The sequence below is a fragment of the Streptomyces sp. NPDC005266 genome, from assembly GCF_040607655.1.
GTDB lineage: Bacteria > Actinomycetota > Actinomycetes > Streptomycetales > Streptomycetaceae > Streptomyces.
The window spans coordinates 66859-91779 of sequence record NZ_JBEXHC010000021.1 but is presented as its reverse complement, the minus strand read 5'-3'; the positions used below and the strand labels follow the sequence as shown (position 1 = coordinate 91779).

General features: G+C 70.7%; 27 protein-coding genes, 1 tRNA gene and 1 pseudogene. 7 read left to right on the top strand and 22 right to left on the bottom strand.

The genetic code is table 11. The features are described from left to right. Nucleotides 1–145 precede the first annotated feature (145 nt). The 4 genes from ABZU99_RS28570 to ABZU99_RS28555 form a co-directional block, all read right to left on the bottom strand. On the bottom strand, nucleotides 146–1585 hold the full coding sequence (locus ABZU99_RS28570) for a GH1 family beta-glucosidase (protein ID WP_356048997.1): 1440 nt from the start codon (nucleotides 1583–1585) through the stop codon (nucleotides 146–148). Nucleotides 1586–1661: 76 nt separating this feature from the next. After that, nucleotides 1662–2564, bottom strand: a complete 903-nt coding sequence (locus ABZU99_RS28565; RefSeq protein WP_356048995.1) for a carbohydrate ABC transporter permease — start codon at nucleotides 2562–2564, stop codon at nucleotides 1662–1664. Nucleotides 2565–2582: 18 nt separating this feature from the next. Continuing rightward, nucleotides 2583–3599: a sugar ABC transporter permease gene (locus tag ABZU99_RS28560; protein ID WP_355946180.1), complete on the bottom strand. Its 1017-nt coding sequence runs from the start codon at nucleotides 3597–3599 to the stop codon at nucleotides 2583–2585. A 5-nt stretch (nucleotides 3600–3604) separates the two neighbouring features. After that, nucleotides 3605–4945: an ABC transporter substrate-binding protein gene (locus ABZU99_RS28555; RefSeq protein WP_356048993.1), complete on the bottom strand. Its 1341-nt coding sequence runs from the start codon at nucleotides 4943–4945 to the stop codon at nucleotides 3605–3607. A gap of 277 nt (nucleotides 4946–5222) precedes the next feature. Here ABZU99_RS28555 and ABZU99_RS28550 point away from each other — a divergent pair, with 277 nt between their 5' ends. The 3 genes from ABZU99_RS28550 to ABZU99_RS28540 all read left to right on the top strand — a co-directional run bounded on the left by ABZU99_RS28550 (nucleotide 5223) and on the right by ABZU99_RS28540 (nucleotide 7651). Beyond that, nucleotides 5223–6269, top strand: coding sequence for a LacI family DNA-binding transcriptional regulator (locus ABZU99_RS28550; RefSeq protein WP_355946186.1), 1047 nt, complete (start codon nucleotides 5223–5225; stop codon nucleotides 6267–6269). 83 nt (nucleotides 6270–6352) lie between these two features. Next, nucleotides 6353–7102 carry a hypothetical protein gene (locus ABZU99_RS28545; RefSeq protein ID WP_356048992.1) on the top strand — a complete coding sequence of 250 codons (750 nt, stop codon included), beginning with the start codon at nucleotides 6353–6355 and terminating at the stop codon, nucleotides 7100–7102. Nucleotides 7103–7354: 252 nt separating this feature from the next. Next, nucleotides 7355–7651: a hypothetical protein gene (locus ABZU99_RS28540; RefSeq protein ID WP_355946191.1), complete on the top strand. Its 297-nt coding sequence runs from the start codon at nucleotides 7355–7357 to the stop codon at nucleotides 7649–7651. 341 nt (nucleotides 7652–7992) lie between these two features. Here ABZU99_RS28540 and ABZU99_RS28535 read toward each other — a convergent pair. The 11 genes and pseudogenes from ABZU99_RS28535 to ABZU99_RS28485 all read right to left on the bottom strand — a co-directional run. Then, nucleotides 7993–8247, bottom strand: a pseudogene (locus tag ABZU99_RS28535) (BTAD domain-containing putative transcriptional regulator); the annotation flags it as partial. Nucleotides 8248–8579: 332 nt separating this feature from the next. Beyond that, nucleotides 8580–8801 (bottom strand): helix-turn-helix transcriptional regulator, encoded by a 222-nt coding sequence (locus tag ABZU99_RS28530; RefSeq protein ID WP_355946194.1) that lies wholly within the window; start codon nucleotides 8799–8801, stop codon nucleotides 8580–8582. Further along, nucleotides 8801–9292 (bottom strand): DUF2975 domain-containing protein, encoded by a 492-nt coding sequence (locus ABZU99_RS28525; protein ID WP_356048990.1) that lies wholly within the window; start codon nucleotides 9290–9292, stop codon nucleotides 8801–8803. The genes ABZU99_RS28530 and ABZU99_RS28525 overlap by 1 nt, the downstream gene beginning before the upstream one ends. Before the next feature lie 54 nt (nucleotides 9293–9346). Further along, entirely contained in the window at nucleotides 9347–10069 is a 723-nt protein-coding gene (locus ABZU99_RS28520) for an asparagine synthase-related protein (RefSeq protein ID WP_356048989.1), read from the bottom strand. A gap of 81 nt (nucleotides 10070–10150) precedes the next feature. Beyond that, nucleotides 10151–10324, bottom strand: a complete 174-nt coding sequence (locus ABZU99_RS28515; protein WP_355946202.1) for a hypothetical protein — start codon at nucleotides 10322–10324, stop codon at nucleotides 10151–10153. 137 nt (nucleotides 10325–10461) lie between these two features. Then, nucleotides 10462–11652 (bottom strand): M20/M25/M40 family metallo-hydrolase, encoded by a 1191-nt coding sequence (locus ABZU99_RS28510; protein WP_356048987.1) that lies wholly within the window; start codon nucleotides 11650–11652, stop codon nucleotides 10462–10464. Between the two features lie 18 nt (nucleotides 11653–11670). Then, nucleotides 11671–11955 carry a hypothetical protein gene (locus ABZU99_RS28505; protein WP_355946208.1) on the bottom strand — a complete coding sequence of 95 codons (285 nt, stop codon included), beginning with the start codon at nucleotides 11953–11955 and terminating at the stop codon, nucleotides 11671–11673. An 82-nt stretch (nucleotides 11956–12037) separates the two neighbouring features. Beyond that, nucleotides 12038–13498: a glycosyltransferase gene (locus ABZU99_RS28500; RefSeq protein ID WP_356048985.1), complete on the bottom strand. Its 1461-nt coding sequence runs from the start codon at nucleotides 13496–13498 to the stop codon at nucleotides 12038–12040. Then, on the bottom strand, nucleotides 13495–13668 hold the full coding sequence (locus ABZU99_RS28495; protein ID WP_356048983.1) for a hypothetical protein: 174 nt from the start codon (nucleotides 13666–13668) through the stop codon (nucleotides 13495–13497). The genes ABZU99_RS28500 and ABZU99_RS28495 overlap by 4 nt, the downstream gene beginning before the upstream one ends. A 243-nt stretch (nucleotides 13669–13911) precedes the next feature. Beyond that, nucleotides 13912–14157 carry a hypothetical protein gene (locus ABZU99_RS28490; RefSeq protein ID WP_356048981.1) on the bottom strand — a complete coding sequence of 82 codons (246 nt, stop codon included), beginning with the start codon at nucleotides 14155–14157 and terminating at the stop codon, nucleotides 13912–13914. A gap of 15 nt (nucleotides 14158–14172) precedes the next feature. Beyond that, a complete protein-coding gene (locus ABZU99_RS28485) occupies nucleotides 14173–14514 on the bottom strand; it encodes a DUF6011 domain-containing protein (protein ID WP_355946219.1) in 342 nt (113 codons plus the stop codon). Between the two features lie 114 nt (nucleotides 14515–14628). Here ABZU99_RS28485 and ABZU99_RS28480 point away from each other — a divergent pair, with 114 nt between their 5' ends. Both ABZU99_RS28480 and ABZU99_RS28475 read left to right on the top strand, forming a co-directional pair. After that, nucleotides 14629–14841: a hypothetical protein gene (locus tag ABZU99_RS28480; RefSeq protein WP_355946222.1), complete on the top strand. Its 213-nt coding sequence runs from the start codon at nucleotides 14629–14631 to the stop codon at nucleotides 14839–14841. Nucleotides 14842–15005: 164 nt separating this feature from the next. Continuing rightward, entirely contained in the window at nucleotides 15006–15263 is a 258-nt protein-coding gene (locus tag ABZU99_RS28475; RefSeq protein WP_355946225.1) for a hypothetical protein, read from the top strand. Between the two features lie 389 nt (nucleotides 15264–15652). Here ABZU99_RS28475 and ABZU99_RS28470 read toward each other — a convergent pair. The 4 genes from ABZU99_RS28470 to ABZU99_RS28455 form a co-directional block, all read right to left on the bottom strand. After that, nucleotides 15653–15725, bottom strand: a tRNA-His gene (locus ABZU99_RS28470). Nucleotides 15726–15821: 96 nt separating this feature from the next. Next, on the bottom strand, nucleotides 15822–16430 hold the full coding sequence (orn, locus tag ABZU99_RS28465; RefSeq protein WP_356048979.1) for an oligoribonuclease: 609 nt from the start codon (nucleotides 16428–16430) through the stop codon (nucleotides 15822–15824). A 5-nt stretch (nucleotides 16431–16435) separates the two neighbouring features. Then, a complete protein-coding gene (locus ABZU99_RS28460) occupies nucleotides 16436–17764 on the bottom strand; it encodes a helix-turn-helix domain-containing protein (RefSeq protein ID WP_356048977.1) in 1329 nt (442 codons plus the stop codon). Between the two features lie 439 nt (nucleotides 17765–18203). Then, entirely contained in the window at nucleotides 18204–18626 is a 423-nt protein-coding gene (locus ABZU99_RS28455; protein WP_356048975.1) for a hypothetical protein, read from the bottom strand. A 447-nt stretch (nucleotides 18627–19073) separates the two neighbouring features. Between ABZU99_RS28455 and ABZU99_RS28450 the strand changes: the two genes are divergently transcribed. After that, on the top strand, nucleotides 19074–19595 hold the full coding sequence (locus ABZU99_RS28450; protein WP_356048973.1) for a universal stress protein: 522 nt from the start codon (nucleotides 19074–19076) through the stop codon (nucleotides 19593–19595). Nucleotides 19596–19962: 367 nt separating this feature from the next. Here the strand turns inward: ABZU99_RS28450 and glmS are convergent, their stop codons facing one another. From glmS to ABZU99_RS28435, 3 genes are all read right to left on the bottom strand, one after another. Beyond that, nucleotides 19963–21795: a glutamine--fructose-6-phosphate transaminase (isomerizing) gene (glmS, locus tag ABZU99_RS28445; protein WP_356048971.1), complete on the bottom strand. Its 1833-nt coding sequence runs from the start codon at nucleotides 21793–21795 to the stop codon at nucleotides 19963–19965. A 94-nt stretch (nucleotides 21796–21889) separates the two neighbouring features. Continuing rightward, on the bottom strand, nucleotides 21890–22165 hold the full coding sequence (locus ABZU99_RS28440; protein WP_355946246.1) for a hypothetical protein: 276 nt from the start codon (nucleotides 22163–22165) through the stop codon (nucleotides 21890–21892). Between the two features lie 74 nt (nucleotides 22166–22239). Beyond that, a complete protein-coding gene (locus ABZU99_RS28435; protein WP_356048969.1) occupies nucleotides 22240–23154 on the bottom strand; it encodes a DUF4429 domain-containing protein in 915 nt (304 codons plus the stop codon). Nucleotides 23155–23257: 103 nt separating this feature from the next. Here ABZU99_RS28435 and ABZU99_RS28430 point away from each other — a divergent pair, with 103 nt between their 5' ends. Then, on the top strand, nucleotides 23258–24853 hold the full coding sequence (locus ABZU99_RS28430) for a beta-N-acetylhexosaminidase (RefSeq protein WP_356048968.1): 1596 nt from the start codon (nucleotides 23258–23260) through the stop codon (nucleotides 24851–24853). Nucleotides 24854–24921 lie beyond the last annotated feature (68 nt).

Genomic DNA, 24921 nt, shown 5'->3' with positions numbered 1-24921 from the left:
CCGTTCGTCCTTTCCGCCCCCGGCGGCGGGCATCGGTCCTCCCGATGGCGGAAATGTTGAAGGAAAACGTGGGAAAAACCAGGGATGAGGATTACGGTCGGCTCCGCCCGCCCCCACGGCGGGTGGAGCCACCGGAGGACACCCCCTAGCCGTTCGGCAGGTTCGGCAGCTCTCCCGTGAGTGCCACCTCCGCGTACCAGCGCGCGCTGGACTTGGGGACGCGGGCCTGGGTCGGGTAGTCGATGTAGACCGCACCGAAGCGCCTGCTGTATCCGTACGCCCATTCGAAGTTGTCCATGAGCGACCAGAGGAAGTATCCGCGCAGATCGGCGCCGTCCGCGATGGACTGGTGCGCGGCGGCCAGATGGGCGTGGAGGTAGTCGATCCGGTCCGGGTCGTGGACGGTGCCGTCGGCGTCCGGCTTGTCGTCGTAGGCGGCGCCGTTCTCGGTGATGTAGAGCGGCACGCCCGGGGCCTCGCGGGTGTAGCGCATCAGCAGGTCGTGCAGCCCGGTCGGGTCGACTGTCCAGCCCATCTCGGTGCGCTCGCCCGGCGTCTGGTGGAAGGCGACGCGCTCGGAGCCCGGCCAGGGGGAGTGGGCGCTGGCACCGTGGCCGTCATGGCGGGCGGGGGACCGGTCGTTGTCGGTGGCGGCTGATACCAATGACGGTGTGTAGTAATTGATGCCCAGCGCGTCGAGGGGGTGCTTGATGACGGCCAGGTCGCCATCGCGGACGAAGGACCAGTCGGTGACAGGGGCGGTGTCCTCGATGAGGTCGTCCGGGTACCCGCCGCGCAGCAGCGGACCGGTGAAGACGCGGTTGGCGAGCGCGTCGATACGCCGGGCCGCGTCCAGGTCCTCCGGCTTGTCGGTGAGCGGCCGGACCACCGCCGGGTTGAGGCTGATGGCGACCTGGGCGCGGGCGGGCAGCGCGGCGCGCAGCGCCTGGGCGCCCAGGCCATGGGCGAGGTTGAGATGGTGGGCGGCGCGCAGCGGGGCCAGCCGCTCGGTGCGGCCGGGGGCGTGCACCCCCGAGCCATAGCCGAGGAAGGCGCTGCACCAGGGCTCGTTGAGGGTGAACCAGTGCTCGACGCGGTCGCCAAGCGCCTGAGCCACCAGGCCCGCGTACTCGGCGAAGCGCTCGGCGGTCTCGCGCTCGGGCCAGCCGCCGCCCGCGGCGGAGCCGCCGTTGAACCGGGACTCCAGCTCCTGGGGGAGGTCCCAGTGGTAGAGGGTCAGGACCGGCTTGATCCCCGCGGCCAGCAGCTCGTCCACCAGTGAGCGGTAGAAGTCGAGCCCGCGCTGGACGGCCGGCCCGCGCCCGGTGGGCTGCACCCGTGACCAGGAGACCGAGAAGCGGTACGCGCCCAGGTTGAGGTCGGCCATGAGCCGGACGTCCTCGCGGAAGCGGTGGTAGTGGTCGACGGCCACATCGCCGGTGTCGCCGCCGAGCACCTTGCCCGGGGTGTGGCTGAAGGTGTCCCAGATGGACGGGGTGCGGCCATCCTCCTGTGCGGCGCCCTCGATCTGATAGGCGGCCGAGGCCGCGCCCCACAGGAATCCGGGCGGGAAGGAAAGGGTCATGGAAGCGCTCCCATTCGAGGTCGTGGTGCGGGGAGGACGGGGCGAGGGAGGGAAAGGAAGGGCGGTGGCGGCCGGCTCAGCCCTTGACCGCGCCCTGCATGATGCCCCCCACGATCTGCTTGCCGAAGAGGACGAAGGCGATCAGCAGCGGCAGCGTGCCGAGCAGCGCACCGGCCATGATCACCGACTGGTCGGGGATATAGCCACGGCCCAGCCCGGCCAGCGCGACCTGGACGGTGGGGTTGCCGGTCTGGGTGAGCGCGATGATCGGCCAGAAGAAGTCGTTCCACGCCTGGACGAAGGTGAGCATCCCCAGCACGGCCATGGCCGGGCGCGCCGCCGGGAAGACCACATGCCAGATGATCCGCAGGCTGCTCGCGCCGTCCATCCGGGCGGCCTCGATCAGCTCGGTCGGCAGCGCCTGGCTCAGATACTGCCGCATGAAGAAGACACCGAAGGCGCTGACCAGCGCGGGCAGGATGACGGCCTGCAGCCGGTCGGTCCACTCCAGCTTGGCGATCATCATGTACAGCGGCACGACGCTGAGCTGGGGCGGCACCATCATCGTCCCGATGGTGAGCATCAGCAGCAGGTTCTTGAACCGGAAGCGCAGCTTGGCGAAGGCGAAGCCGGCGATGGTGGAGAAGAGGACGGTCCCGATCGCGATGGTCCCCGCCACCACCGTCGTGTTCAGCAGGGCGGCACCCATGTTGGCGTCGCTCCACGCGGTCTGCAGATTGGCGAAGAGGTTACCGCCGAACCAGAAGGGCGGCGGGGTCTCGGCCAGCCGGGTGTTGGTGCGGGAGGCCGCGATGGCGGTCCACACCAGCGGGAAGAGCGAGCCCAGGGTGAACAGGATCAGCACGGCGTAGGTGATTTTTCCGCCGTGCAGCTGCCGGCCGGCTCTGCTCCGGCCCTTGCCGGGCGGGGGTGTCAGGGGCGGCGCGGGGGCCGGTCGGGAAGACACGGTGGCGGTCATGGTGGTCCCTCGTCTCCCTCACTGGCTCTTCCGCAGCCGTCGCCCGAGCAGCCAGTTGGCCGCGGCGATCAGCAGCAGAATCAGGAACATGGTCCAGGCGATGGCCGAGGCCCGGCCCAGGTGCAGATTCACCCAGCCCTGTTCGTACAGATACAGCCCCAGCGTCTGGAACTGGTGGTCGCCCCCGCCGGTCGCGCCCGCGCTGCCGTTGAACAGCAGCGGCTCACCGAAGAGCTGGGTGGCCCCGATCGTGGACACCACGACGGTGAACAGGATGGTGGGGCGCAGCGAGGGGATCGTGACATGGAGGAACTGCTGCCGGCGCGAGGCCCCGTCCAGCGCCGCCGACTCGTACAGATCGTGCGGGACGGCCTGCATCGCGGCCAGGTAGATCAGCGCGTTGTAGCCGGTCCAGCGCCAGATCACGATCGTGGAAACCGCCAACTGCGAGCTCCAGGCGGAGCTCTGCCAGTCGATCCCGTCGATGCCGATCGCGCCGAGCGCCCAGTTGATCATGCCGTAGTCGCGCCCGAAGAGCAGCACGAACACCAGCGTCGCGGCGGCGACCGAGGTGGCGTACGGCGTGAGCACGGCGACCCGGAAGAACATCGAGCCGCGCAGCCGGTAGTTGAGCAGATGCGCCAGCCCGAGGGCCATGAGCAGCTGCGGCACGGTGGAGATCAGCCCGATGGTGAAGGTGTTCTGGAGCGCGTTCCAGAAGAACTCGTCGTCCCACAGCCGGGAGAAGTTGCGCATCCCGACCCACTCCATATGGGCCGGGTCGGTCAGCTCCACCCGGTGCAGCGAGGCCCAGCCCGTGTAGAGCAGCGGGAAGAGCCCGAAGGCGGTGAAGAAGACGAAGAAGGGGGCGACAAAGGCGTACGGACTCCACCGCACGTCCCAGCGGTGGCGGCGGCCGCGCCAGGTACGCCGCCGCTGCTCCCTGGGATCGAGGGGCGCCACCGCGGTGGCGCCGTGCGGGGCCGCGCCCCCCTGCCCTGCGGGGGGCGCGGCGGCATTGGAAGGTGCTGTCATTCCGGTCACTGGTCCAGAGCGTTGTCGATCGTCTTGGTCGCGGCCTTCCAGCCCGCTTCCGGGGACTTGCCCTGCTGATCGACCTGGAGCAGGCCGATGTCCGTGATGTTCTGGTAGATGATGCCGTCCTTCGGCCCCAGCACCTGGAGCGGAATGCCCTTGGCGGCCCGGGCGAAGATGGAGCCGATCGGCGCGTTGTCGAAATAGGGGTGCTTGGCGTTCGCCACCTCGGACAGGGAGTACGCCGCCTGGGCGCTCGGCCAGCTGCCGCGCTTGGTGAACAGCTTGGCCTGCTGCTCGGGTGCGGTCAGCCAGGCGGCGAGCTCGGCCGCCTCCTCCGTGTGCCCGCCCGCCTTGGGGACGCTGAGGAAGGATCCGCCCCAGTTGCCGGGCTTGGGTGCGGCGGCCACGTCCCACTGGTTCTTCGCCTTGTCCCCGGCCTTCTCCTGGATGTAGCCGAGCATCCAGGGCGGGCAGGAGACGGTGGCGAACGTGCCGTTCGCGTACGCCTGGTCCCAGGTCTTCTGGAACTGCTGCAGCCTGGCGGTCAGATGCCCGGTGGCCGCCTTGGTCGCGATGTTCCAGGCGTTCTTGACGGCCGGGCTGTCCTTGTAGATGAGCTTGCCGCTCTTGTCGTAGTAGCGCTCCGCGCTGCCGGAGATCACCGCGTTGTAGACGCCGGCGGCCGAGTCGACGAAGGCCGTGCCGCTCGGGGCCTTCTTCCTGTAGGTCTTGCCGGCCTCCAGGTACTTGTTCCAGTCGCCGGCCCACAGTCGCGCGACCTTCTCACGGTCGGTGGGCAGTCCGGCCTTCTTGAAGAGGTCCTTGCGGTAACAGATCGCCATGGGGCCGATGTCGGTGCCGAGGCCGATCACCTTGCCGTCTTTCGTGGACCCCTGCTGCCACTTCCAGCCGAGGAAGTTCTCTTTCTTGACCCCTGCTGTCTTCGACAGATCAATGAACTTGTCCGCCTGGGTCTGGGCGACCTCCGTGACATTGGCGATCTCGATGCCCTGGATGTCCGCGAGACCGCTGCCCGTGCTCAGGTGGTTGAGCAGCTGCGGATAGTAGTTCTCGTTGCGTTCGATCACCGTCTGCTGGATCTTGATGTCCGGGTGGAGCTTCATGTACTCGTCGTAGAGGCCGGCCTCCTGGAAGCCGAAGGCGCCGAACAGGCCCATGGTGATGGTGGTCCTGCCACCGCCACCGCCGCCACCGCCACCGCCGGATTCGCGGTGCTTGTCGTCGCCGTCGTCGGCACAGCCGCTGAGCAGTCCCGCGCTCAAGGCGGCGATGGCCGCGAGGGCCACCGCTCTGCCGCGGTACGTACCGGTGATTCTGCGCATTCCGTCCTCCTGGCACCTTGACGTACCGCTCCCGGCCAAAAAGTGCATATACATGGGACGTTGAGAAGACCGGCGCGAGCGGGCCACGTACGGGTTGTGTAGGGCTCGGCTACTGTGGGAGCGCTCCCAGTCGTGATGTGTTGAAGGGTCGCGGCTCCCCGTCGGGGTGTCAAGGGAGCGTGCTCAACAACTTCCCGAAATAACACTGCTGTTGAATGGCCCCCGCGGCCGCCCAGGGGGGTGAAGCTGCTGGGTACGGACGGCTTGGAGGCGCGAGATGGCAGGAACGCGGCGACACGGAGCTGGGCGCGGAAGGCCCACCCTCGAGGAGGTCGCGGCCCGCGCCGGAGTCGGCCGCGGCACCGTCTCCCGGGTGATCAACGGCTCACCCCGGGTCAGCGACCGCACCCGTACCGCCGTGGAGCGGGCCGTCGCCGAACTCGGCTATGTGCCCAACCGGGTGGCCCGCGCGCTCGCAGCCAATCGTGCCGACGCCGTCGCGCTGGTGATCCCCGAGCCCGAGACCCGGCTGTTCGCCGAGCCGTACTTCTCCGACATCATCCGCGGTGTCGGCGCCGAGCTCGCCGACACCGATCTCCAGCTGCTCCTGACCCTCATCCGGACCCCCAAGGAGCGCCAGCGGTTCGCGGACTACCTCTCCGCGCACCGGGTCGACGGGGTGCTGCTGGTCTCCGTGCACGCGGACGACCCGCTGCCCGACCTGCTGGAGTGCACCGAGGTGCCCGCGGTGCTCAACGGACGCCGCTCCGCGCATGAGTCGGTGCCGTACGTCGACTCGGACAACACCGGGGGCGCGCAGTCCGCCGTGGAGCATCTGATAGGCCGCGGCCGCACCGCGATCGCCACCATCACCGGCCCGCTGGACATGTATGTGGCCCAGTGCCGGCTCGACGGCTACCGCGCCGCCATCCGGGCGGCGGGCCGGGAGCCGGACCCCGCGCTGGAGGCGGCCGCGGACTTCACCGAGGAGGGCGGCCGCCGGGCGATGCGCGCCCTGCTGGAGCGGCGACCGGACATTGACGCCGTCTTCGCCGCCTCCGACGTGATGGCCGCGGGTGCCCGGCAGGTGCTGCGCGAGGACGGGCGCCGGGTCCCGGACGATGTCGCCCTCGTCGGCTTCGAGGACTCGGCCGTCGCCCGCCACATGGATCCGCCGCTCACCAGCGTCCGGCAGGCGACCGAGGAGATGGGGCGGGCGATGGTGCGGGTGCTGCTGGAGGAGATCGAGGGGACGTCGGCGCCTGGGGCCAAGCGGCCGCAGCTGGTCCTGCCGACCCGGCTGGTGCGCCGGCAGTCGTCCTGACCGTTGTGCAGCGCTCACCCGTATGCCTGACCTTCGCGCCGTTCCCGTCCACCTGGCGGGAGCGGCGTCCTAGCGTCCGCCCCATGACCACCATCGAGGAGATCATCGCGAGCATCCGTGACGAGATGGACGACGAGCTGCGCGAACGCGCCCGGCGGGCGCTGGCCGAGCGGCCGCACGACTGGCTTGTGGACCAGCTGCTGGACCGGGTGCTGCCGCCCGCCGGCCTGCCGCTGCCCCCGCCCCGGCGCCCCGCGGCCTCGGGGGAGCCCGAGGAGGCGCGCGTCGCGCGGATCGAGCGGATCCGGGCATGGGGCCTGGACGCCCAGTCCCTCGCCGGATTCGTCGGCCGCTACCGCCGGTTGAGCCGTGAGCGTCTGGAGGCCGAGGGGCTGCTCATCGACCCGCCCCTGAAGGGCGCCGCGCTCATCGGCCCCGGCCACCGCTCCGCCGCCGCCGAAGAGCTGCTGCGCGAGGCCAAGGACCTGCTGTACGCCCTGCTCTTCGCCGATGAGGACGCGGGCGTCCACCTCGACCGCGTCGAACGCGAGCTGCTCACCCTCACCATGCCGCGCGCCAAGGCCCACACCATCGGCTTCGTCCTGCGCGCGGCCACCGGGATCGGCGCCGAGGGCACCTGGCGCGATCCGCAGGGCGCCGCCGACGACGAGCGGGCGCCGAACACGCTGCTCCAGGTCGAGTACGGCGAGATCGCCGAGGAGCTGGTCGGCAATGGCATCGGCGCCTGTCTGCGGCTGATCAACAATCTGGAGATCAATGAGCAGGTGCTGTACGCGCGGATGGAGAACCTGGAGGAGAGCACGCTGGAGTGACCGCCTCGGACCGCCTCGGACCGCCTCGGACCGCCTCGGACCGCCTCGGACCGCCTCGGACCGCCTCGGACCGCCTCGGACCGCCTCGGACCGCCTCAGAATAGATCGGACCGGCTCGGACCGACTTGGACCGCCTCAGAACAGATCGGACCGGCTCGGACTGTCTCGGGCCGGGGGCCGGGGGAGCGTCCCCGGTCGCCCGTCCGATGCGTCCAAGGTGCGGGGGACGGGTGACGACGGCAGCGTGGACATATGACCGAGAGTGAGAGCCCGCGCATCACAACGCCTCCGCTCGTGGTGCTCGGTGTCCAGCCGGCGGAGCCCCCGGAGGCCCCGTTCCGGCTGGTGGAGGTCGCCGGCGAGCTGGTCGGCAAGGCGTACTCGGTCGTGGACGTGATCGAGCTCGCCCGGGTGGTCGGTCTGGATGACATCGACCTCGACGACCCGGACGTGGTCCGGTGGGTGGGCGGCGACAAGTTCACCTGGACGCGGTTCTGGCCCAAGCGCGAGCCGCGCCACGAGGGCCGCCACCACAGGAGACGGCACTGACGGCAGGGGCGGCGCGGCGGCGCGTGAGGGAGAGCGGCCGTGGGGCGCCCCGACCGCCATCAGGCCACCGTCGCGCTGCGCACCGGCCGGTGGCGCGGGCCCAGCCCTCGTACAACCGCAGTGCCGCGCGATGTGTGTCGTCCACCATGAGCGCCGCCGTCCCGTGCCGGGCCGGCGCGTCCGCGGGGACGAAGCCGCACCCGAAGGGGAGCGCTCGGCGCGGGTCCAGCCCTCGTACAGCCGCAGTGCCGCGCGATGTGTGTCGTCCACCATGAGCGCCGCCGTCCCGTGCCGGGCCGGCGCGTCCGCGAGGAGGAAGCCGCACCCGGAGGGGAGCGCTAGGCGCGGGCCCGGCCCTCGTCGGCGAAGTCGGCGTACGCGGGCCCGCGCCACCACCCCAGCGCCTCCTCCAGCCGCGCGAGCACATCCGTCGGCGGCAGCGTCGCGGTGTCGGCCACCACCCGCTCGAAGCGCCAGGCGTCCATCGCGGCCACGTCGGCGCGCAGCGCGTACCGGGGCCCCTCAGTGACCAGCAGCAGGGCCGGAGCGCGGCGCGGGCGCTGCGGCTCCACCGCGCGGCGCAACGCGGCCACGAACTGCAATCCAAGATCACCCATGGTGCCTAGAGCCGACCTGTCTTTCAGACAGCGTGGTTTAGGGCAGCCCTACGCACCTTGGCTGGCTACATTCCCCCAACCCCGACTGCCTTGGATGAGAAGGCGACAGGATTCGTTGAGATCGGACAGTGAGCACCCTTGGGGGTGTTGCGTGGCTGTCCCGTCTCAAGGGATCTGGTCTATGTCTCAGCTGATCTGGTCCGTGGAAAATCGGGACGGGGCTGCGGGTGATCGGCGATTCACGTCCATGCGGTCCACGTGCCGTGTCGCGGGCCGGTGGCCCCAGGCGTTTTCACGCCCGCCGGGGGACGTCATTCGCCCGCGGCGTCCTCGGCCTCCCAGCGCAGCAGGTCGCCCGGCTGACACTGGAGCACCTCGCAGAGCGCGGCGAGCGTCGCGAAACGCACTGCCTTGGCGCGGCCGTTCTTGAGTACCGCCAGGTTGGCGGGCGTGATCCCTACGCGGTCCGCGAGGTCGCCCACGGACATCTTCCGCCTGGCCAGCATCACGTCGATGTCGACGGTGATCGGCATCAGATCACCTCGTCCAACTCGGCCTGCATCTGTGCCGCTTCGACGTCGCGCGCGACGGCCTGGGCGAGCAGCATCCGCAGCACGAGCACGATGAGCGCGACCCCCAGGATGGCCAGGCCAATCCCGCCCATGATGACGGTGACGCCCGGGTCGTCCCGCTGGCCCGGCGCGTTGAGGGCCGTGACCGCGAACCACAGGAGGGCAGCCGCCACGATCGCGCCGATCACGGCGTCCACGTACCGGAAGGCGGCGTGGGAGAACACGGTTCCGCGTCGCACCATCGTCACCAGCCGCCATACGCTGACCAGGGCGACCTGGGCCGAGCCCATGCCCAGGACCGTGATCACGCGCAGCGCGGTCAGCGGGAGCGACCCGTCCTCCGGATCGCTCCCGCTGACCAACACCCACACCATCAATGCCTGCACGAACACGGTGCCGGCGAGCACCACCACGAGCACGGCGCGAAGCGCACGCACTGCCAGCTGTCCCATGCCCCATCCTTCCATCGATATTCGATGGAAATCTATCGAATATCGATAGATGAATCAAGGGTTGAGGCGGAGGATGGACGGTGGGACTGCGTGCACGGGCCCCGCGCCGGCGGCGAGCACGACGGCCGCCGAAGAGTCCAGGCCGCCGGACAGGTCTGCCCCCACCACCCCGTTGGCCGCGCGGACCCGCAGATGGACGGCATCGGTGAGTGCCTGCCCGAACCGCTCAGCGCCCTCGCGGAGTTCGTCTACAGGCTCGACATCGGTGATGTCGATGAGCCGCGGAGGTGCCCCAGACGCGAGAAGCAGCCCGAACCCGCCGGGCACCATGCTGATCTCCTCGTACGGGCTGCGGTGCGGCCAGTGATGCTCACCCGCCGCGAGCCGGGCCGCCAAATACGGCAGATCTGCCACAAGAGGACGCCCCAGCAGGCCGGGCTCGGTCGCCCACTGTTTTCCTTCCTCGCCACGCGCGTAATAGACGGCCCGGATGCCCGCCAGGTCGCCGCACACGAACCGCTGCCGCCCGTCGTCCGCGACCACCCAGTACGAGCCCGCCCACCGGCTCAGCTCACCCCAACGGCCCGCCCGTACGGCCGGAAGCGCGTCGCGGACCTCCTGAGCGGTGGCCAGGCAGTCGCCCACGACCGCGAGCACGACCGGTCCATCGACGGCGGTGCGCACTCGCGTGGTCGGAGCCCGGCGGACATCGCCGAGCCCGTCGATCATCACTCCGTCCACGGTGGCGGTGCCGCCGGTGATCCACTCCTGTTCCATCTGTTCGCCTCCCCTGTGACGGGCCCGGGGGCCGGCCGTCGAGCGGCCGGCCCCCGAGGTGCTCGGTGGTGTCCTGGACGGTCAGGGGCTCTCGAAGTAGTTGCTCTTGTCCGAGTCGTTGGCGTTCTGCCTGCCCAGGGTGAGGGTGGCCACCGGGTGGATGCTGACCTGCGGTGCGAACCGGCCGGTGCGCGGCGCCGGGATGGGCGCGCTCTCCGCGGCGGGCTGGGCGGTGACGGTGATCTGTGCGGCCATGGACGGCCTCCCTTGTCTCCGTGGATGTGGAGGTGGTGCTGCCTCTATGTCACCGCGAGACAAGTCCCGTTCCCAGAGACGGAGTTGGGCGCTTCCTGGGAGTGGATCTGGGAGGAAGTTGGGACGGGCCTGGGACGTCAGCCCCCAAGGAGTTGGAGCACGGCCCGCCGGTAGACGGTGTAGACCTGAGGCAGCTCGGCGAGGCGGGCGCGCTCGTCGATGCCGTGGAGCCCCTCGTACGGCACGCCGAAGCCGGCCGTGGCCGGGATGCCCTCCCCGGCGAGCAGGTTGCCGATGTTCGACGGCCCCGCGGTCTTCGCCCGCACCATCAGCCCTGCCTCGGCGGCGGCGTTCAGCAGGGCGGCGGCGGGCTGCTCGCCTTCGGCGAGGCGGAAGGGCGGCCAAGCGGCGACCGGGGTGACCTCGGTGGGCTTCGGGGCGGGCAACTCTGCATCGAGCTCGGCGACGGCCTTGCGGACGAGCGTCTCGGCGTCATGGGCGTCGAAGGTCGGGGTGGTGCGGATGTCGACGTTGAGGTCGCACCGGTCGGGAGTGACCGAGAAGCCCTGGCCGCCGTGGAAGGACGTGACCGACAGCTTCGGCGGCAGGGGGAAGGCCAAGGCGCTGTCGACGCCGGGCAGGTCGGCGGCATCCAGGAGGCGTACGAGGTGCGCGGCCCGGGAGATGGCGCCGACCACGGCCCGACTCGATCCGGAGTGCCCAGAGGGGGCGTGGACCGCGACGCTGGCTCGCCACAGGCCCCGACCACCGACCACGACATCGTCCAGCCCGGGGTAGCCGATCATCACCCCGGCCGGGCGAGCCGCAGCGGGGTCGGTGAGATAGGTGCGGGCGCCGCCGAAGCCGCCGGTGTGCTCATCCACGTCCAGGAGCACGGCGAGCCCGCCGTGCAGATCAGCGGCGTGGGGCATCAGATCTGCGGCGATGTGGCAGAACATCGCTGCGCCGAGCTTGGAGTCGGCCGCGCCCCGGCCGCGCAGCCAGCCGTCCACGATGTCGCCGGAGTCCGGCGGGAAGGACCAGGCGGCCTCGTCGCCGTAGGGGGCGGTGTCCACGCACGCGTCCAGCGTCCACCAGGCGCCCGGTCGGCCGCCGGGGATCTCCACCAGCAGCCCGACCAGCTCGCCTGCCGCGTCGTGCAGGCGGCGGTGCGGCAGGCCGCGGGCGGCAAGCCAGTCCTCCAGCACGTCCAGGACCGGCCCGTAGTCGTCGATCCCGGCACGACTCGGGCGCCGGATCAGTTCCTGGGCCAGCCCGATCACGGATGCCGCGCGGGCCTCGGCCGCCTGCTGAAGGTTGTCGCTCACGCCTCTCACTCGCCCCTTCTAGTTGTGCCGTACCGGCAGCCCGCGGACGGCCTCGATCGTCTCCACCGGCCGCGCGGACGCGCACGCCTCCCGCCCATGGTGGACCAGTCCAACGGCCGCCTCCCGGCTGAGTAGGACGCCGCAGTCAAAGCCCTCGGCCCCATGAAAACTGGGCAGCGGCACCACCGCCGCGGTCTCGGAGGCGACGAAGTTCGAGCGCGCTGGGCGGCCGCTGTTCGCGGAGGAGCGGGCGGAGTACGAGCGCGACTGGGCCTGCTCCGTCCACCCTCCGGAGCGGGCCACATGTTGTCAGAGCGCAGTGACCCACCCTCTATGCGACGGAGCCCCCACCCGCACGGGCAGGGGCTCCGATCCGGGGCTTCCATCAGACCGTGGAGCGCCGCGGGATCCGCATTTCGATGGTCGTCTCCGTGAGCGGGTCCAACAGCTTGGTCAACGGCGCCTCCGAAGCGGCCGCCACCGCCGGTGAGTCGCCGAGCGAGACCTCAGCACCGTTCTGCCTCGTACCCCACCCTGTCTTGGCGCACGTCGCCACGCCGTACCAGCGCATGAACCGCAGCACCGTCCAGGCCCACACCACAGCGAGCGGCATCAGCAGCCACGTCAGGATCCGGGATCGGATCCGCTCGTCACTGCGAATCAGCCCCAGGTAGCGCAGGCCCTGCGCCCAGCCGATCAGGAACGGCACCACCACGAACGACGCGGGCGGATAGTTCCCGTAAGCGGCCGGCTCGACCACCAGCAGCCACACCAGGACGGTTGTGGAGAGCGCCACCTGGAACCAGCGCAGCAGGTGTGCCCAGTACGCCCACCGGTTCAGCGGCAGGTACCGCATGCGCCAGATCGAGCGGATCGTGGAGCCGCGCATCCACCGCAGGTACATGCGCAGCAGGTGCCCGGCCTTCTCCGGCATGGCAGTGAACACGACGGCGGACGGCTGTTGGACGGTTTGACCACGCAGCAGGGCGTAGAGGGTGAGCAGCGAGTCGTCGGAGAACATCACGGGCCTGCCCATGAAGGTCTCGTTCAGGTAGCTGTCGAGGTTGTCGCGCACCACCTCGGCCCGGTACGCGGCGAGCGGTCCGGAGTTTACGAGGACGCTGCCCATGGCGGACAGGGCGCTGCGGTCGACCAGCTGCCCGGTGACGAACCACAGGTCGGTGATCCGGGCGAGGAGGTTCACGCGGTGGTTGGTGGCGATGACGATGCCCGCCACCGACTGCACCCGGGGCCGGGCGAACGGCACCAGTACCTGCTCGATCGCGTTCGGCGCCAGGCACGAGTCCGAGTCGACGGTGACGTAGATGTCCGCGCCGGGGCTCATCCTCACGCCGTGGGCCTGGGCGTGGCGTTTCCCGCCGTTGTCCACTCGCTGCCACGTGGTGGCGATGCCGGCCGCTGCTGCGGCGGCGTGCCACCAGGCGCGCACCTCGGCGTAGTCGGTGTTCGTCGATCCGTCGTCCACGACGTGGACGGAGTCCGGCCGCCTGCTCTGGTCGATGAACGACTGGAGGCCGAGCCGTAGATAGCCGGGGTCCTCGTTGTAGGTGGGCATGAGGATCGCGACGTGGAGCGCATCGAGCTGGCGTTTGATGCGGGGGGTGAGGCGGCGGGCGCGCTCCAGGTGGTACATGACGGTCTGGAGCATGAGCAGCGCGAAGGTGATGGTCCACACGGCGGCGAGGCGGCTGCTCTGGCCGCCGTAGTGCGCCGCTTGGAGGGCGTGCTGTGCGGCCCAGGCTGCGGCGAGCGTGAGTGCGATCGCTCCGGTGAAGACCATGCCGGAGCGGTGTGGGTGCGCGGCGAGCACGCCTGGTCGGGTCACTTCTGCCCTGCCTGGTGGCCGTTGCGGAAGCCGAAGCGGATGGCCAGGGCGCCGATGGCGATGATGCCGGCGGCGATGGCGAGGAGCCACCAGCCGGTGATGACGGTGGTACCGACGACGATGGCACCTGCTGCTGAGCCGGTACGGGCGAGTTGGGCGTTGTCGGACATGATCAGGTCCCCCCTGGTGTGTGGGTGATGATTCCAGCGCATGGGGGCTGGTTGTGGTGATGGTGTGACAATTTCCTGACATGGGGATAGTTGCGTAACGGTTGGTCGCGCGCCCCGTGGCGCAACCTCGCGCGCCCCTTGGGTAACGGCGTCTCCTGGGTGCGGGTGGTGCGTGGGCTGAGGGCGCGACCCGTGGCCCGCTCCGTCCACCCTCCGGAGCGGGCCCGAACCTGCGCGGCGCGGTCAGGTGCCGTCAGGGAGAGGCTCGTAGGTCTGCGTGACGCCGACCGCGGCCATCTGCTCGCTAGTGCCCAGGGATGCGCAGCCCGCCACGTTGTCGTCGTCGAAGCGCAGGACACCCTCAATGTCGCCCTTGGAGCCGTGGAGGGTGACGATGTCGCGCACGGTGCCGGTCATGGTGCCGACGCGGCCGGAGGGGTAGACGCGGCGGACGAGGATGCGATCGCCGACGGCGGGGGTGTAGGTCATGGGTGGCTCCATCTCTCAAGCGGCGAGCAGCATGCGGGCGGCGGCGGTGTGGTAGCAGCGGCGGCCCTTGATCCCGCCGGGGCAGGTGCGGTTGGTGGGGTGGGCGAGGTAGGTCTCGATGCCGTCGCTGCTGACGGCGCGGAAGACGGTGGGGCGGATGCGGATGATCGCGCCGTCCTCGATGAGCTGGCGGGCGGAGTCGAGCTGGGCGGGCTTGTAGTCGGCGAGGTCGGCGGTCTTGGCGGCGGCGCGGACCTTGGCGGCGCAGGTGGGGCCGTAGCCGGTGCGGGTGGAGCGGGGGGAGGTGAGGGTGTGGCCACAGCGGAGGCAGTGGGGGTGGGTGGTGGTGCTGGCCATGGTGTCCCCCTCGGTGCGGCGTTCCCTTGTGGCACCCATGTTGGCCTACTCGGTTGGCATTTGTTAATAGGGTTGGCCTACCCAGTTGGCCAATCTCGTGGGACACTCGTCCCCATGGACACCGCCAAGCTCGAACTCGCAGCCCAGCGCTACCGAGAAGCCGAGGCCGCCCTTGACGCGGCCCGTGCCGACCTCCAAGCCGAAGCCATCGCCGTGCTACGCCAGACCGAGGAGCGCGGCGCCCAGGCCACCGTGGCCCGCATCACGGGCTGGACCCGTGAGCACCTGCGGCGTCTGCTCAAGAACGCAGAGGAGAAGAGCGCATGAGTCATGAGCCCGACGCCAGCCGACCCCGCACGGTCGAGATCACCGCAGACACCCCGGCCTCACCAACGCCGTGAACGACGTCCGAGCGGCGCTCATGTTCGACACCCACCCCGACCTGCAAGAGCCCGGCCGCGGCGACGAGCAGCCGGAGCCGGAGCCCGGCGATGGGTGACCACATCTTCGCCCGCGTCCCCCAGCTCACCGCCGGCGCCGTCGCGGTCTACGAACAGGCCATCGCCGCTGGCGCCACGTCCGAGGAGGCGATGGCGCGGGTGCTGGACCGGGTGCTGCCGCTGCATGCCCGTGAGCTGGCGCAGCGGGTACGGGCGATGGAGGACGCGCGGGGCGCGCCGAATGCACCGGAGATCCTGGCCGACCGGCTGATGGCGTGGGCGCGGCCGGACCGCAGGAGCCAGACATGAGCGAAGAGCAGCCCGAGCCGGTCGACGTACCGTGTCGCGTATTTCACGAAGGGCATGTCGCCGGGGACCTTGGGCTGCTCGACGAAGCCCTCACCCTTTCACCCAGCCCGTGTGGCCAGTGCTGGTCGTGTGCGTCGACGAGGGCCTGGAACTTCTCGGCGGATGGGCGGTCGGCGAACTTCCCGCTCTGCTCGTCGCCGCAGCGGCCGCCGCCCTCTCGCCACCGCACCTGAAATGCGCTCGGCCCGTTCTTCCGCAGGCGCCCTTGGATGTACGCCATGGGGGGACGATAGGGCGGTTTTGCGGGGTCGGGGCCCCGCGGGGCCCCAAGTTTCGGAGACGACCAAGGGCCTGACCCGCTTTCGCAGGTCAGGCCCTTGATCGTTCAGGGTGAGTAACGGGACTTGAACCCGCGACATCCTGGACCACAACCAGGTGCTCTACCAGCTGAGCTATACCCACCACGACCGGCGCTCTCCGCACCGGCCGAGTAAAAGTGTACAGGGTCGGAGGGGGTGCTCGCTCCCGGCTTTTCGGGCGCCGGGAGCGAGCACAGCCTCAGGCTTGCCGGGCGGGCAGGACGTGCTTGGCCGCGATCGACTTCGCCGTCTCCGAGTCCGGGCCGGGCCGGGGGACGAAGATCGCCTCCCGGTAGTAGCGCAGCTCCGCGATGGACTCGTGGATGTCGGCGAGCGCGCGGTGGTTGCCGTTCTTCTTGGGGCTGTTGAAGTAGGCCCGCGGGTACCAGCGGCGGGCCAGCTCCTTGATCGAGGAGACGTCGACGATCCGGTAGTGGAGGTAGCTCTCGAGCGTCGGCATGTCGCGCAGGAGGAAGCCGCGGTCGGTGGAGACCGAGTTTCCGCACAGCGGGGCCTTGCCGGGCTCGAGGACGTGCTCGCGGATGTACGCCAGGACCTGCTCCTGGGCCTCCTCCAGCGTGGTCCCGCCGTCGAGCTCGGCGAGCAGGCCGGAGGCCGTGTGCATCTCGCGCACCACCTCGGGCATGGTGGTCAGCGCTTTGGCGGGGGGCCGGACAACGATGTCCACGCCCTCGCCCAGGATGTTCAACTCGGAGTCCGTGACCAGTGCGGCCACCTCGATAAGCGCGTCGTCCGACAGCGAGAGCCCGGTCATCTCGCAGTCGATCCACACCATGCGATCGTTCATACGTCTCACCCTACGGGGCGTTCCCGCTGGCCGGGCAGGGTCGGACGGCCCGAGGCGCGGCCCGTGGCCTGCTCGGGCAGGCGTGGGGCGTAGGCGTCCGACTCCGGTTTGCCAGGGTCCGGGTGCGGAGGGTGATGGTGGTGGGCCGGATGACCGGTGTGACCGGGGTGCCCGACGGGCCCGCCCGGCCGCCGCAGCGGCATGGCGTGCTCACCGGAGCGCTGCTCGATCACCTCCCGGTCGGGGCGGTCGGCCCGCTCCAGCCGGTCCAGCCGCTCCAGCCGGTCCGGCCGGTCGGTGCGCTCTGCGGGCCCGGCCTGGGGCCTGCGGGCGCGGTACGCGGCCCGGTAGGCGGCCGGGGAGGACCCCAGCTGCCGCCGGAAGTGTCCGCGCAGCGCGACCGGTGAGCGGAAGCCGCAGCGCCCGGCGACCTCGTCGACCGAGTAGTCGGAGGTCTCCAGGAGCCGCTGTGCCTGTAGCACCCGCTGGGTGATCAGCCACTGGAGCGGCGCGCTTCCGGTGAGCGAGCGGAACCGGCGGTCGAAGGTCCGGCGGCTCATGTAGGCGCGGGCGGCCAGGGCCTCGACGTCGAACTGCTCGTGCAGATGCTCCAGCGCCCACGCCACGACCTCGGCGAGCGGGTCGGCGCCGATCTCCTCTGGTAAGGACCTGTCCAGGTAGCGCTCCTGTCCTCCGCCGCGGCGTGGCGGTACGACGAGGCGCCGGGCCAGGGCCCCCGCGGCGTCGGCGCCGTGGTCGGTGCGCACGATGTGCAGGCACAGATCGATCCCGGCGGCGGTGCCCGCCGAGGTCAGTATGTCCCCGTCGTCCACGAAGAGCTCGCGTGGATCCACGTGGACGGATGGATAGCGCTTGGCGAGCGTCGGCGCGTACATCCAGTGCGTGGTCGCCGGGCGGCCGTCGAGCAGCCCGGCGGCGGCCAGTACGAAGGCCCCGGTGCACAGGCCTACGATCCGCGCGCCCTCCTCGTGCGCGCGGCGCAGCGCGTCGAGCGCGGCGGCCGGTGGCGGCTGGGTGATCGACCGCCAGGCCGGTACGACGACGGTGCCGGCCCGGGACAGCGCCTCCAGGCCGTATGGTGCGGTCAGTTCCAGTCCGCCAGTCGTTCGCAGTGGCACATCTTCGCCCGCGCACACCAGCAATCGGTACCGAGGGACTCCGGCGTCCTGCCGGTCGATACCGAAGACGGAGAGCGGGATGGAGCTTTCGAAGATCGGTCCGCCGCTGAACAGCAGCACCGCGACGATTTCTCGTCGCCGGCGTCCGGAGAGCTTGCGCGAGGTCTCCGGTGCGGTCGTGGAGTCCTGGCTCATGGCTCTAAGCCCCCCTCGGTGGTCGCGTCCTCTCGGTCCTGCACGTTTCCCCTCGGTCCTGAACGGTTCCCCCGCCGGTCATGGCCAAGATCGAATCTACTGTGTGTCGTGTGGTCGCCGTGACCAGTTCACCACCCGCCACTATGTCGACATGACAACTTGGCGCGAAGCATTCGATCACGAAGCGTTGCACTCGTAGCCCCCGCTGTGAAGTGCGCCTGACGCGGACACCCACTTCGCGTAGGGGGTCGGCGCCCCTCGTACCCCTTTCCACGCTGGCCCGACGGGTGTTGAGCACGGCGTTTGCCAAGGGAAGAACTCTGACGCGAAGTTGGCCGAAAAAAGGCGGGCGCAGACGTGCGGATGGGTCATGCGACCGGCGTACGACCCGCTCGTACGCCATCACCGCTGCGTATACGGAGTACTACGCAGCGCGCTCTCAGCCGTGCCGGCCGCCCCGGTGCGCCCCGATCCCGGTACGTCCGTGACGGCCCCGGTGCGGGCTCACGCCGCCCGCGCCCAGCCGGGCGGTGGCGCGCTCGGAATGGCGCAGCAGAGTGTGGCTGGCGGCGGTCACGGCGGCCAGGCCGGCGGCTGCGCCGACCGCTCCGCTGAGCGGTAATCCGCACATCAGCAGGACGACGGGAACCACGGCACAGCCGAAGGCGGCCCAGCGGATCACCTCGTTCACCGCATCGCTCGCGGGGGCCTGGGCCGGGGCTTGAGCGGCACTTGGAGCCGAGGAGCGGACGGGGCCCGGGCGGGCGGCGTGGGCGGGGGTCGGGCCCCGCCCGCCGTCGGCGCCGCCGGGGGCGGGGCGGGTGGCGCCGTACTCGTGGGCGACCTCGGGGGCGACGGTCACGGGCGGGGCTCCTCTGGCGCGGCTTACGTGGGCCGATGGGGGCGGGCCCGGCAGGTGGCCGGGCGGCCGGGGCCGGGTGCGACCGGCGGCGGCTACTACAACGCCGAGGCTGCCGTGAGGTCACTGTGCGAGGGCGGCACGGCATATGCGGCCGGTCCGCCGGGGCCGGGTGGCGTGCCCGGTAGGGACCACTTGGGGCATTGCGTTACGGGCCGCCCTCCGGCATGCTCCGGGGAACGCTTCGGGCGCTCCGCTCCCGTGGCGACCCCTGGGCAGGCGAGGAATGGCGCCGTACCCTGAGGGTAAGGGCTTGGAAAGATGAATCCCGGACGGATTTTGTTCGTTCGCTACCGTCGCCGAGCTCCAGCGGAGTTCTCGTCCCCCGACAACTCCAACCCGAGCCCCCGCCGATCCCTCCGCACGAGGACACCCTTCGCCGAGACACCGATGGCCGGTCACGAAATCCCCGAACCCGCGGACCGCAAGCGGGTCGCCGATCACACGGCGCACCCCGACGCGGCGGAAGAAACACGTCATTCCTGCGATCCAGCGTTCCAGCACGGTGTCGTGGTCGGATTCGACGGCTCGACATCGAGCGAGCGCGCCCTGGCGTACGCCATCGGCATGGCCCGGCGGTCCGGCTCCGGTCTGATCATCGTCCATGTGGCCAACCGGCTGCCGACGACGGTATGGGCGGGGTGCGAGCCACCCGTCTTCGTCGATGTTCCCGATCACCGCACCGAGGTGCTGGGCCTTGAGCTGGCCTGTGCCGATCACCTCTGCGAGGTGCCCTGGATCCTCGTCGAGCGGGGCGGGGACATCTGCCATGAGCTGGAGGAGGTCGGCCGGGAGTACGCGGCCGACGCGATCGTGGTGGGCTCCACGCACGGTCTGGTGGGGCGGATCTTCGGCTCGGTCGCGGGGCGGCTGGCCCGGCGGGCGCAGCGGCCCGTCGTCGTCATTCCCTGAGCGGCCTCCGCGCCGCCGACGGCCATCAGGCGTGGTCACGCCGCATTCGTTGAGCTCAAAACCTCTTTAGCGCACCCGACTTGGGCGGACGCCGGGAATCGGTCACGCACAACTCCCCTTGACCGCAGGTGAGATGGCGTCAAGTACACCTTGACAGTCGACAAATCTACCGGCGCGTAGAGGTGGATCGGGCCCTGGTGAGGGGTACGAACCGATCGGTCGTGCTGTCGCGCGGGAAGTGACGGTTCCCGCGCGGCGGCAGCCGCCGGCGGAAGGGCGACGCCGGCGCAGGGGAGGCGGCCCCCGCGTGCGTGGTGGCACACGCGGGGGACCGCCGAAGGCGTGCCCGGCGGGCGGCGGGGCGGGCCTACTCCACCGTCACCGACTTCGCGAGGTTCCGCGGCTTGTCGATGTCCCGGCCGAGCGCCAGGGCCGTGTGGTAGGCGAGCAGTTGGAGCGGGATGCCCATGAGGATCGGGTCGAGCTCGACCTCGTTGCGCGGTACCACGATGGTGTGATCCGCCTTCTCCTGCTCCTGGTGCGCGACGGCCAGGATCCGGCCGCTGCGGGCCTTGATCTCCTCCAGCGTCGCGCGGTTCTTCTCCAGCAGGTCGTCGTCCGGCAGCACGGCCACGGTCGGCACGTCCGGCTCGATGAGCGCGAGCGGCCCGTGCTTGAGCTCCGAGGCCGGGTACGCCTCGGCGTGGACGTAGGAGACCTCCTTGAGCTTCAGGGACGCCTCGCGCGCCACCGGGTAGCCGCGGACCCGGCCGATGAACATCATGCTCTTTGCATTCGCGTATTCGGCGGCGAGCTTCTTGATCTCCTCCTCGCCGCGCAGCACCTCGCTGATCTGCTCGGGCAGCTTGCGCAGCCCCGCGATGATCCGCTTGCCGTCGGCGACCGACAGATCGCGGATCCGGCCCAGGTGCAGGGCGAGCAGCGCGAAGGCGACGGCGGTGTTGGTGAAGCACTTGGTGGAGACGACACACACCTCCGGGCCCGCGTGGACGTACACCCCGCCGTCCGTCTCCCGGGCGATCGCGCTGCCCACGACGTTGACGACGCCCAGGACCCGCGCGCCCTTGCGCTTGAGCTCCTGGACGGCGGCCAGGGTGTCGTACGTCTCACCGGACTGGCTGACCGCGATGTAGAGGGTGTCCGGGTCCACCACCGGGTTGCGGTAGCGGAACTCGCTCGCGGGTTCGGCGTCCGCCGGGATCCGGGCCAGCTCCTCGATCAGCTGGGCGCCGATCAGACCGGTGTGGTACGCGGAGCCACAGCCGAGGATCTTCACCCGGCGCACCCCGCGCGCCTCGCGCGCGTCGAGGTTCAGCCCGCCCAGCCGGACGGTGGAGAAGCGGTCGTCGATCCGGCCGCGCAGCACCCGGTCCACGGCGTCGACCTGCTCGTGGATCTCCTTGTGCATATAGGTGTCGTGGCCGCCCATATCGTACGACTCGGCCGCCCACTCCACGGTCGTCGGGGAGGAGGAGGTGCGGCTGCCCTCGGTGGTGTAGGTGCGGTAGTCGTCGGCCTTGAGGGTCGCCATCTCGCCGTCGTCCAGGGTGACCACCTGGCGGGTGTGGCTGACCAGCGCGGCGACGTCCGAGGCGACGAACATCTCCTTCTCGCCGATGCCCAGCACGACGGGGGAGCCGTTGCGGGCGACGACGATGCGGTCCGGGAAGTCCGCGTGCAGGACGGCGATGCCGTAGGTGCCCTCGATCAGGGCGAGCGCCTGGCGGACCTTCTCCTCCAGCGTGCCGGCCTGCGAGCGGCCGATCAGATGGGCCAGGACCTCGGAGTCGGTCTCGGAGATCAGCTCCACACCGTCGGCGACGAGCTTGGCGCGCAGATCGGAGGCGTTGTCGATGATGCCGTTGTGGACGATGGCGACCTTGCCGTCCGCATCCAGATGCGGATGGGCGTTGATGTCATTGGGCGCGCCATGGGTGGCCCAGCGGGTGTGGGCGATGCCGGTGGTGCCCGCGAAGCGCTTGGGGAGCCTGGCCTCCAGGTCGCGGACCCGGCCCTTGGCCTTGGCGGTCTTCAGCCCGGCGGCCTGGGCGCCCTTGGCGGGCTTGGCCTGGATCGCGATGCCCGCGGAGTCGTAGCCGCGGTACTCCAGCCGCTGCAGCCCCTCCAGCAGCAGCGGTGCCACATCGCGCTTCCCGATGTACCCAACGATTCCGCACATGGTGTTCAGCCCCTCCCAGGGATCTGTGTCGGTGTGCTCGGCGGTGGCGGCCGCCGGTCGGACGGCACGGCCGCGGTGGCGGCCGTGACGGCGGTCAGCCGTAGACGATGCGCCGCAGCTGGCGCAGTGAGAGTTCGGGCGGCGCCACCGCGCGGTACGGCAGCTCGGCCGTTATCCGCTCGAAGATGTCCGCGTTGGTCAGCCCGCCGGACTGCAGCTCGCGGTGGCGACGGCGGACGAACGCCTCGGTCGTCTCGTCGAAGTACGCCAGGACGTCCAACACCACCCGGGCCGCCTCGCCGCGACTGAGCGGCGTGGTGCGGACCAGGTGGTCGACGAGGTCATCGTGGGACATACGGCGTTCGAGCACCCGTAGATACTGCGGCGAAGAGGAAGGTTTCGCAAGAATCCTGCCCGATATCGGGCAGGGTGCGGGGTGGGCGGCTAGAAACGGCGGAGCACGGCCTGTTTGGCGGCGGTGAACTCTTCCTCGGTGAGGACCCCTTGCCGGTGAAGATCGCCGAGCTCGCGCAGCCGTCGCAGCAAGGCGTCGTGATCCGCGTCACCGTGACCCTCGTGGGTGCCCTCGGGGCCGTAGCCGGGAGCGGCCACGACGTCGGCGGGCGGCGGCGCCGAGAGCGCCCGCGGCTCCGGCGGTGCGGCGGGATGCGGCATCCGCGCGGTGACCGCCGCCGCGACCAGCGCCATCAGCGGATCCTTCTTGAAGCCGTAGAGCACCACGGCGTGCGGGTCGTACTTGGGTGCGGCCTTCGCCGTCGCCTTCGCCATGACGAAGCGCAGGAAGCCGTTCTCCAGCCCGACGGCCGGGAACCATTCCACCTCCTCTACGTCCGCCAGCGGGATGGTGCGGGGTCCGCCCGACTTCTTCGACTCCTCGGTCTTCCAGTTCCACTCCAACCGGATCCGCTCCCCGTCGAAGGAGGCCGTGGCGTCGCCCGCCGCCGCGGACAGCGGCACCGAGGGGCCGGGCAGCAGATAGCGGTCACAGAGGCCGGACGGCACCTGATCGAGCAGCAGGGCCTGACGGACCTCGTCGACCAGATACTCCGCGACCCCCGCCCGGTCCGGCTCGACCGGCAGCTGATACGGATCCGCCGCGTCCGGCAGCTTGCCGCCCGTGGCCTGCAGCAGCGGATCCGCGCCCTCGCGGAGCCTCAGCCGCAGCCGCCCCAGCTTGCGCCCCGGCTCGTAGGCGATGCCGGCCAACGCCTCCAGGGGGATCGTGAGTTCGCCGAGGGCCTGCCGTGCTGGATGGACGCTGCGGTCCCGCCCCGGGACGATCCGTACCGCGGCGCCGTCAAAGGTCCAGGCGCCCTCGCGCTGCGTTATTTCCGCCATGGACTGAATTCTGACAGGCCGACAGCGACACATTGGTCTACACCTTGACCTCGACTGTGCCGCACGGTAACCAGGACGCGACGCTTCGTTGAAGGGACCCCCGGTGAGACGACGCCGTGCCCGACTGCTGTGCTCCCTCCTGCTGACCGTGGTGGCCGGGGCGGGGACCGCCGCCACGGCGGAACCGTCAGCCGCCTCCGCCGCGCCCCCCACCCCGCTGAACCGGGTCGTGCCCGCGCCCGCCTCCGTACGGCCCGACGGGGGCCCGTACGCCATCGGTCCCCACACCCGCATCCTGGTCTCCTCGTCGCGCGGGGCGCGGCAGGTGGGTGACTATCTGGCGGGCGTGCTGCGGCCCTCCACCGGCTACCGGCTGCCCGTCACCGCGCACGGGAGCGGGGACGGCATCCGGCTGCGGCTCACGCCGAAGGCTCCCGGCGTACGGAGGCTCGGCGCCGAGGGGTACCGGCTGCAGGTGAACCGCCGCGCGATCACCATCAGCGCCCGCGCGTCCGCGGGGCTCTTCCACGGCGTCCAGACGCTGCGGCAGCTGCTGCCCGCGTCCATCGAACGCACCACCCGGCAGCCCGGCCCCTGGCGGGTGTCCGGCGGGACCGTCACCGATCGGCCGCGCTACGCCTGGCGGGGCGCGATGCTCGACGTCTCACGGCACTTCTTCACCGTCGACCAGATCAAGCGCTATGTCGACCAGCTCGCCCTCTACAAGCTCAACAAGCTGCATTTGCACCTGTCGGACGACCAGGGGTGGCGGATCGCGCTCGACTCCTGGCCACGGCTCGCGACGTACGGCGGCTCCACCCAGGTCGGCGGCGGGCCGGGCGGCTTCTACACCAAGGCCGACTACCGCGAGATCGTGCGCTACGCGGCAAGCCGGCGGCTGACCGTCGTCCCCGAGATCGACATGCCGGGCCACACCAACGCGGCGCTCGCCTCCTACGCCGGGCTCAACTGCGACGGCGTCGCCCGGCCGCTCTACACCGGCACCGACGTCGGCTTCAGCTCGCTGTGCGTGCCCAAGCAGGTGACCTACGACTTCGTGGACGACGTCGTCCGCGAACTCGCCGCCCTCACCCCCGGCCGCTACCTCCATATCGGCGGCGACGAGGCGCACTCCACCAGCCATGACGACTATGTGGCCTTCATGGACCGGGTGCAGCCGGTCGTCGCGAAGTACGGCAAGACGGTAGTCGGCTGGCACCAGCTGACCGGCGCGCACCCCCCCAAGGGCGCGATCGCCCAGTACTGGGGGCTGGACGGCAGCGAGAAGCAGGTCGCCGACGCGGCCAAGGCGGGCACCCGGCTGGTCCTCTCGCCCGCCAACCGTGCCTACCTGGACATGAAGTACGACGCGAACACCCCGCTGGGGCTCGACTGGGCCGGGTACGTCGAGGCGAAGCAGTCGTACGACTGGGACCCGGGCGCGTACATCAAGACCGCCCCGGCGTCCTCCGTGCTCGGCGTCGAGGCGCCCCTGTGGTCGGAAACCATCCAGACCAGCGCCCAGATCGAGTACCTGGCCTTCCCCCGCCTCCCCGGCATCGCCGAACTCGGCTGGTCACCGCCGGCCACGCACGACTGGGACACCTACAAGGTGCGGCTGGCGGCGCAGAGTCCCCGCTGGGACGCGCTCGGCATCAGCTACTACCACTCGCCCCAGGTCCCGTGGCCGGCCCGATGACGGGGCTGAATGACGGGAGGGAAGGGGCCGGATGCCGGGGAGGGAAGGGGCCGGATGCCTGGGAGGGA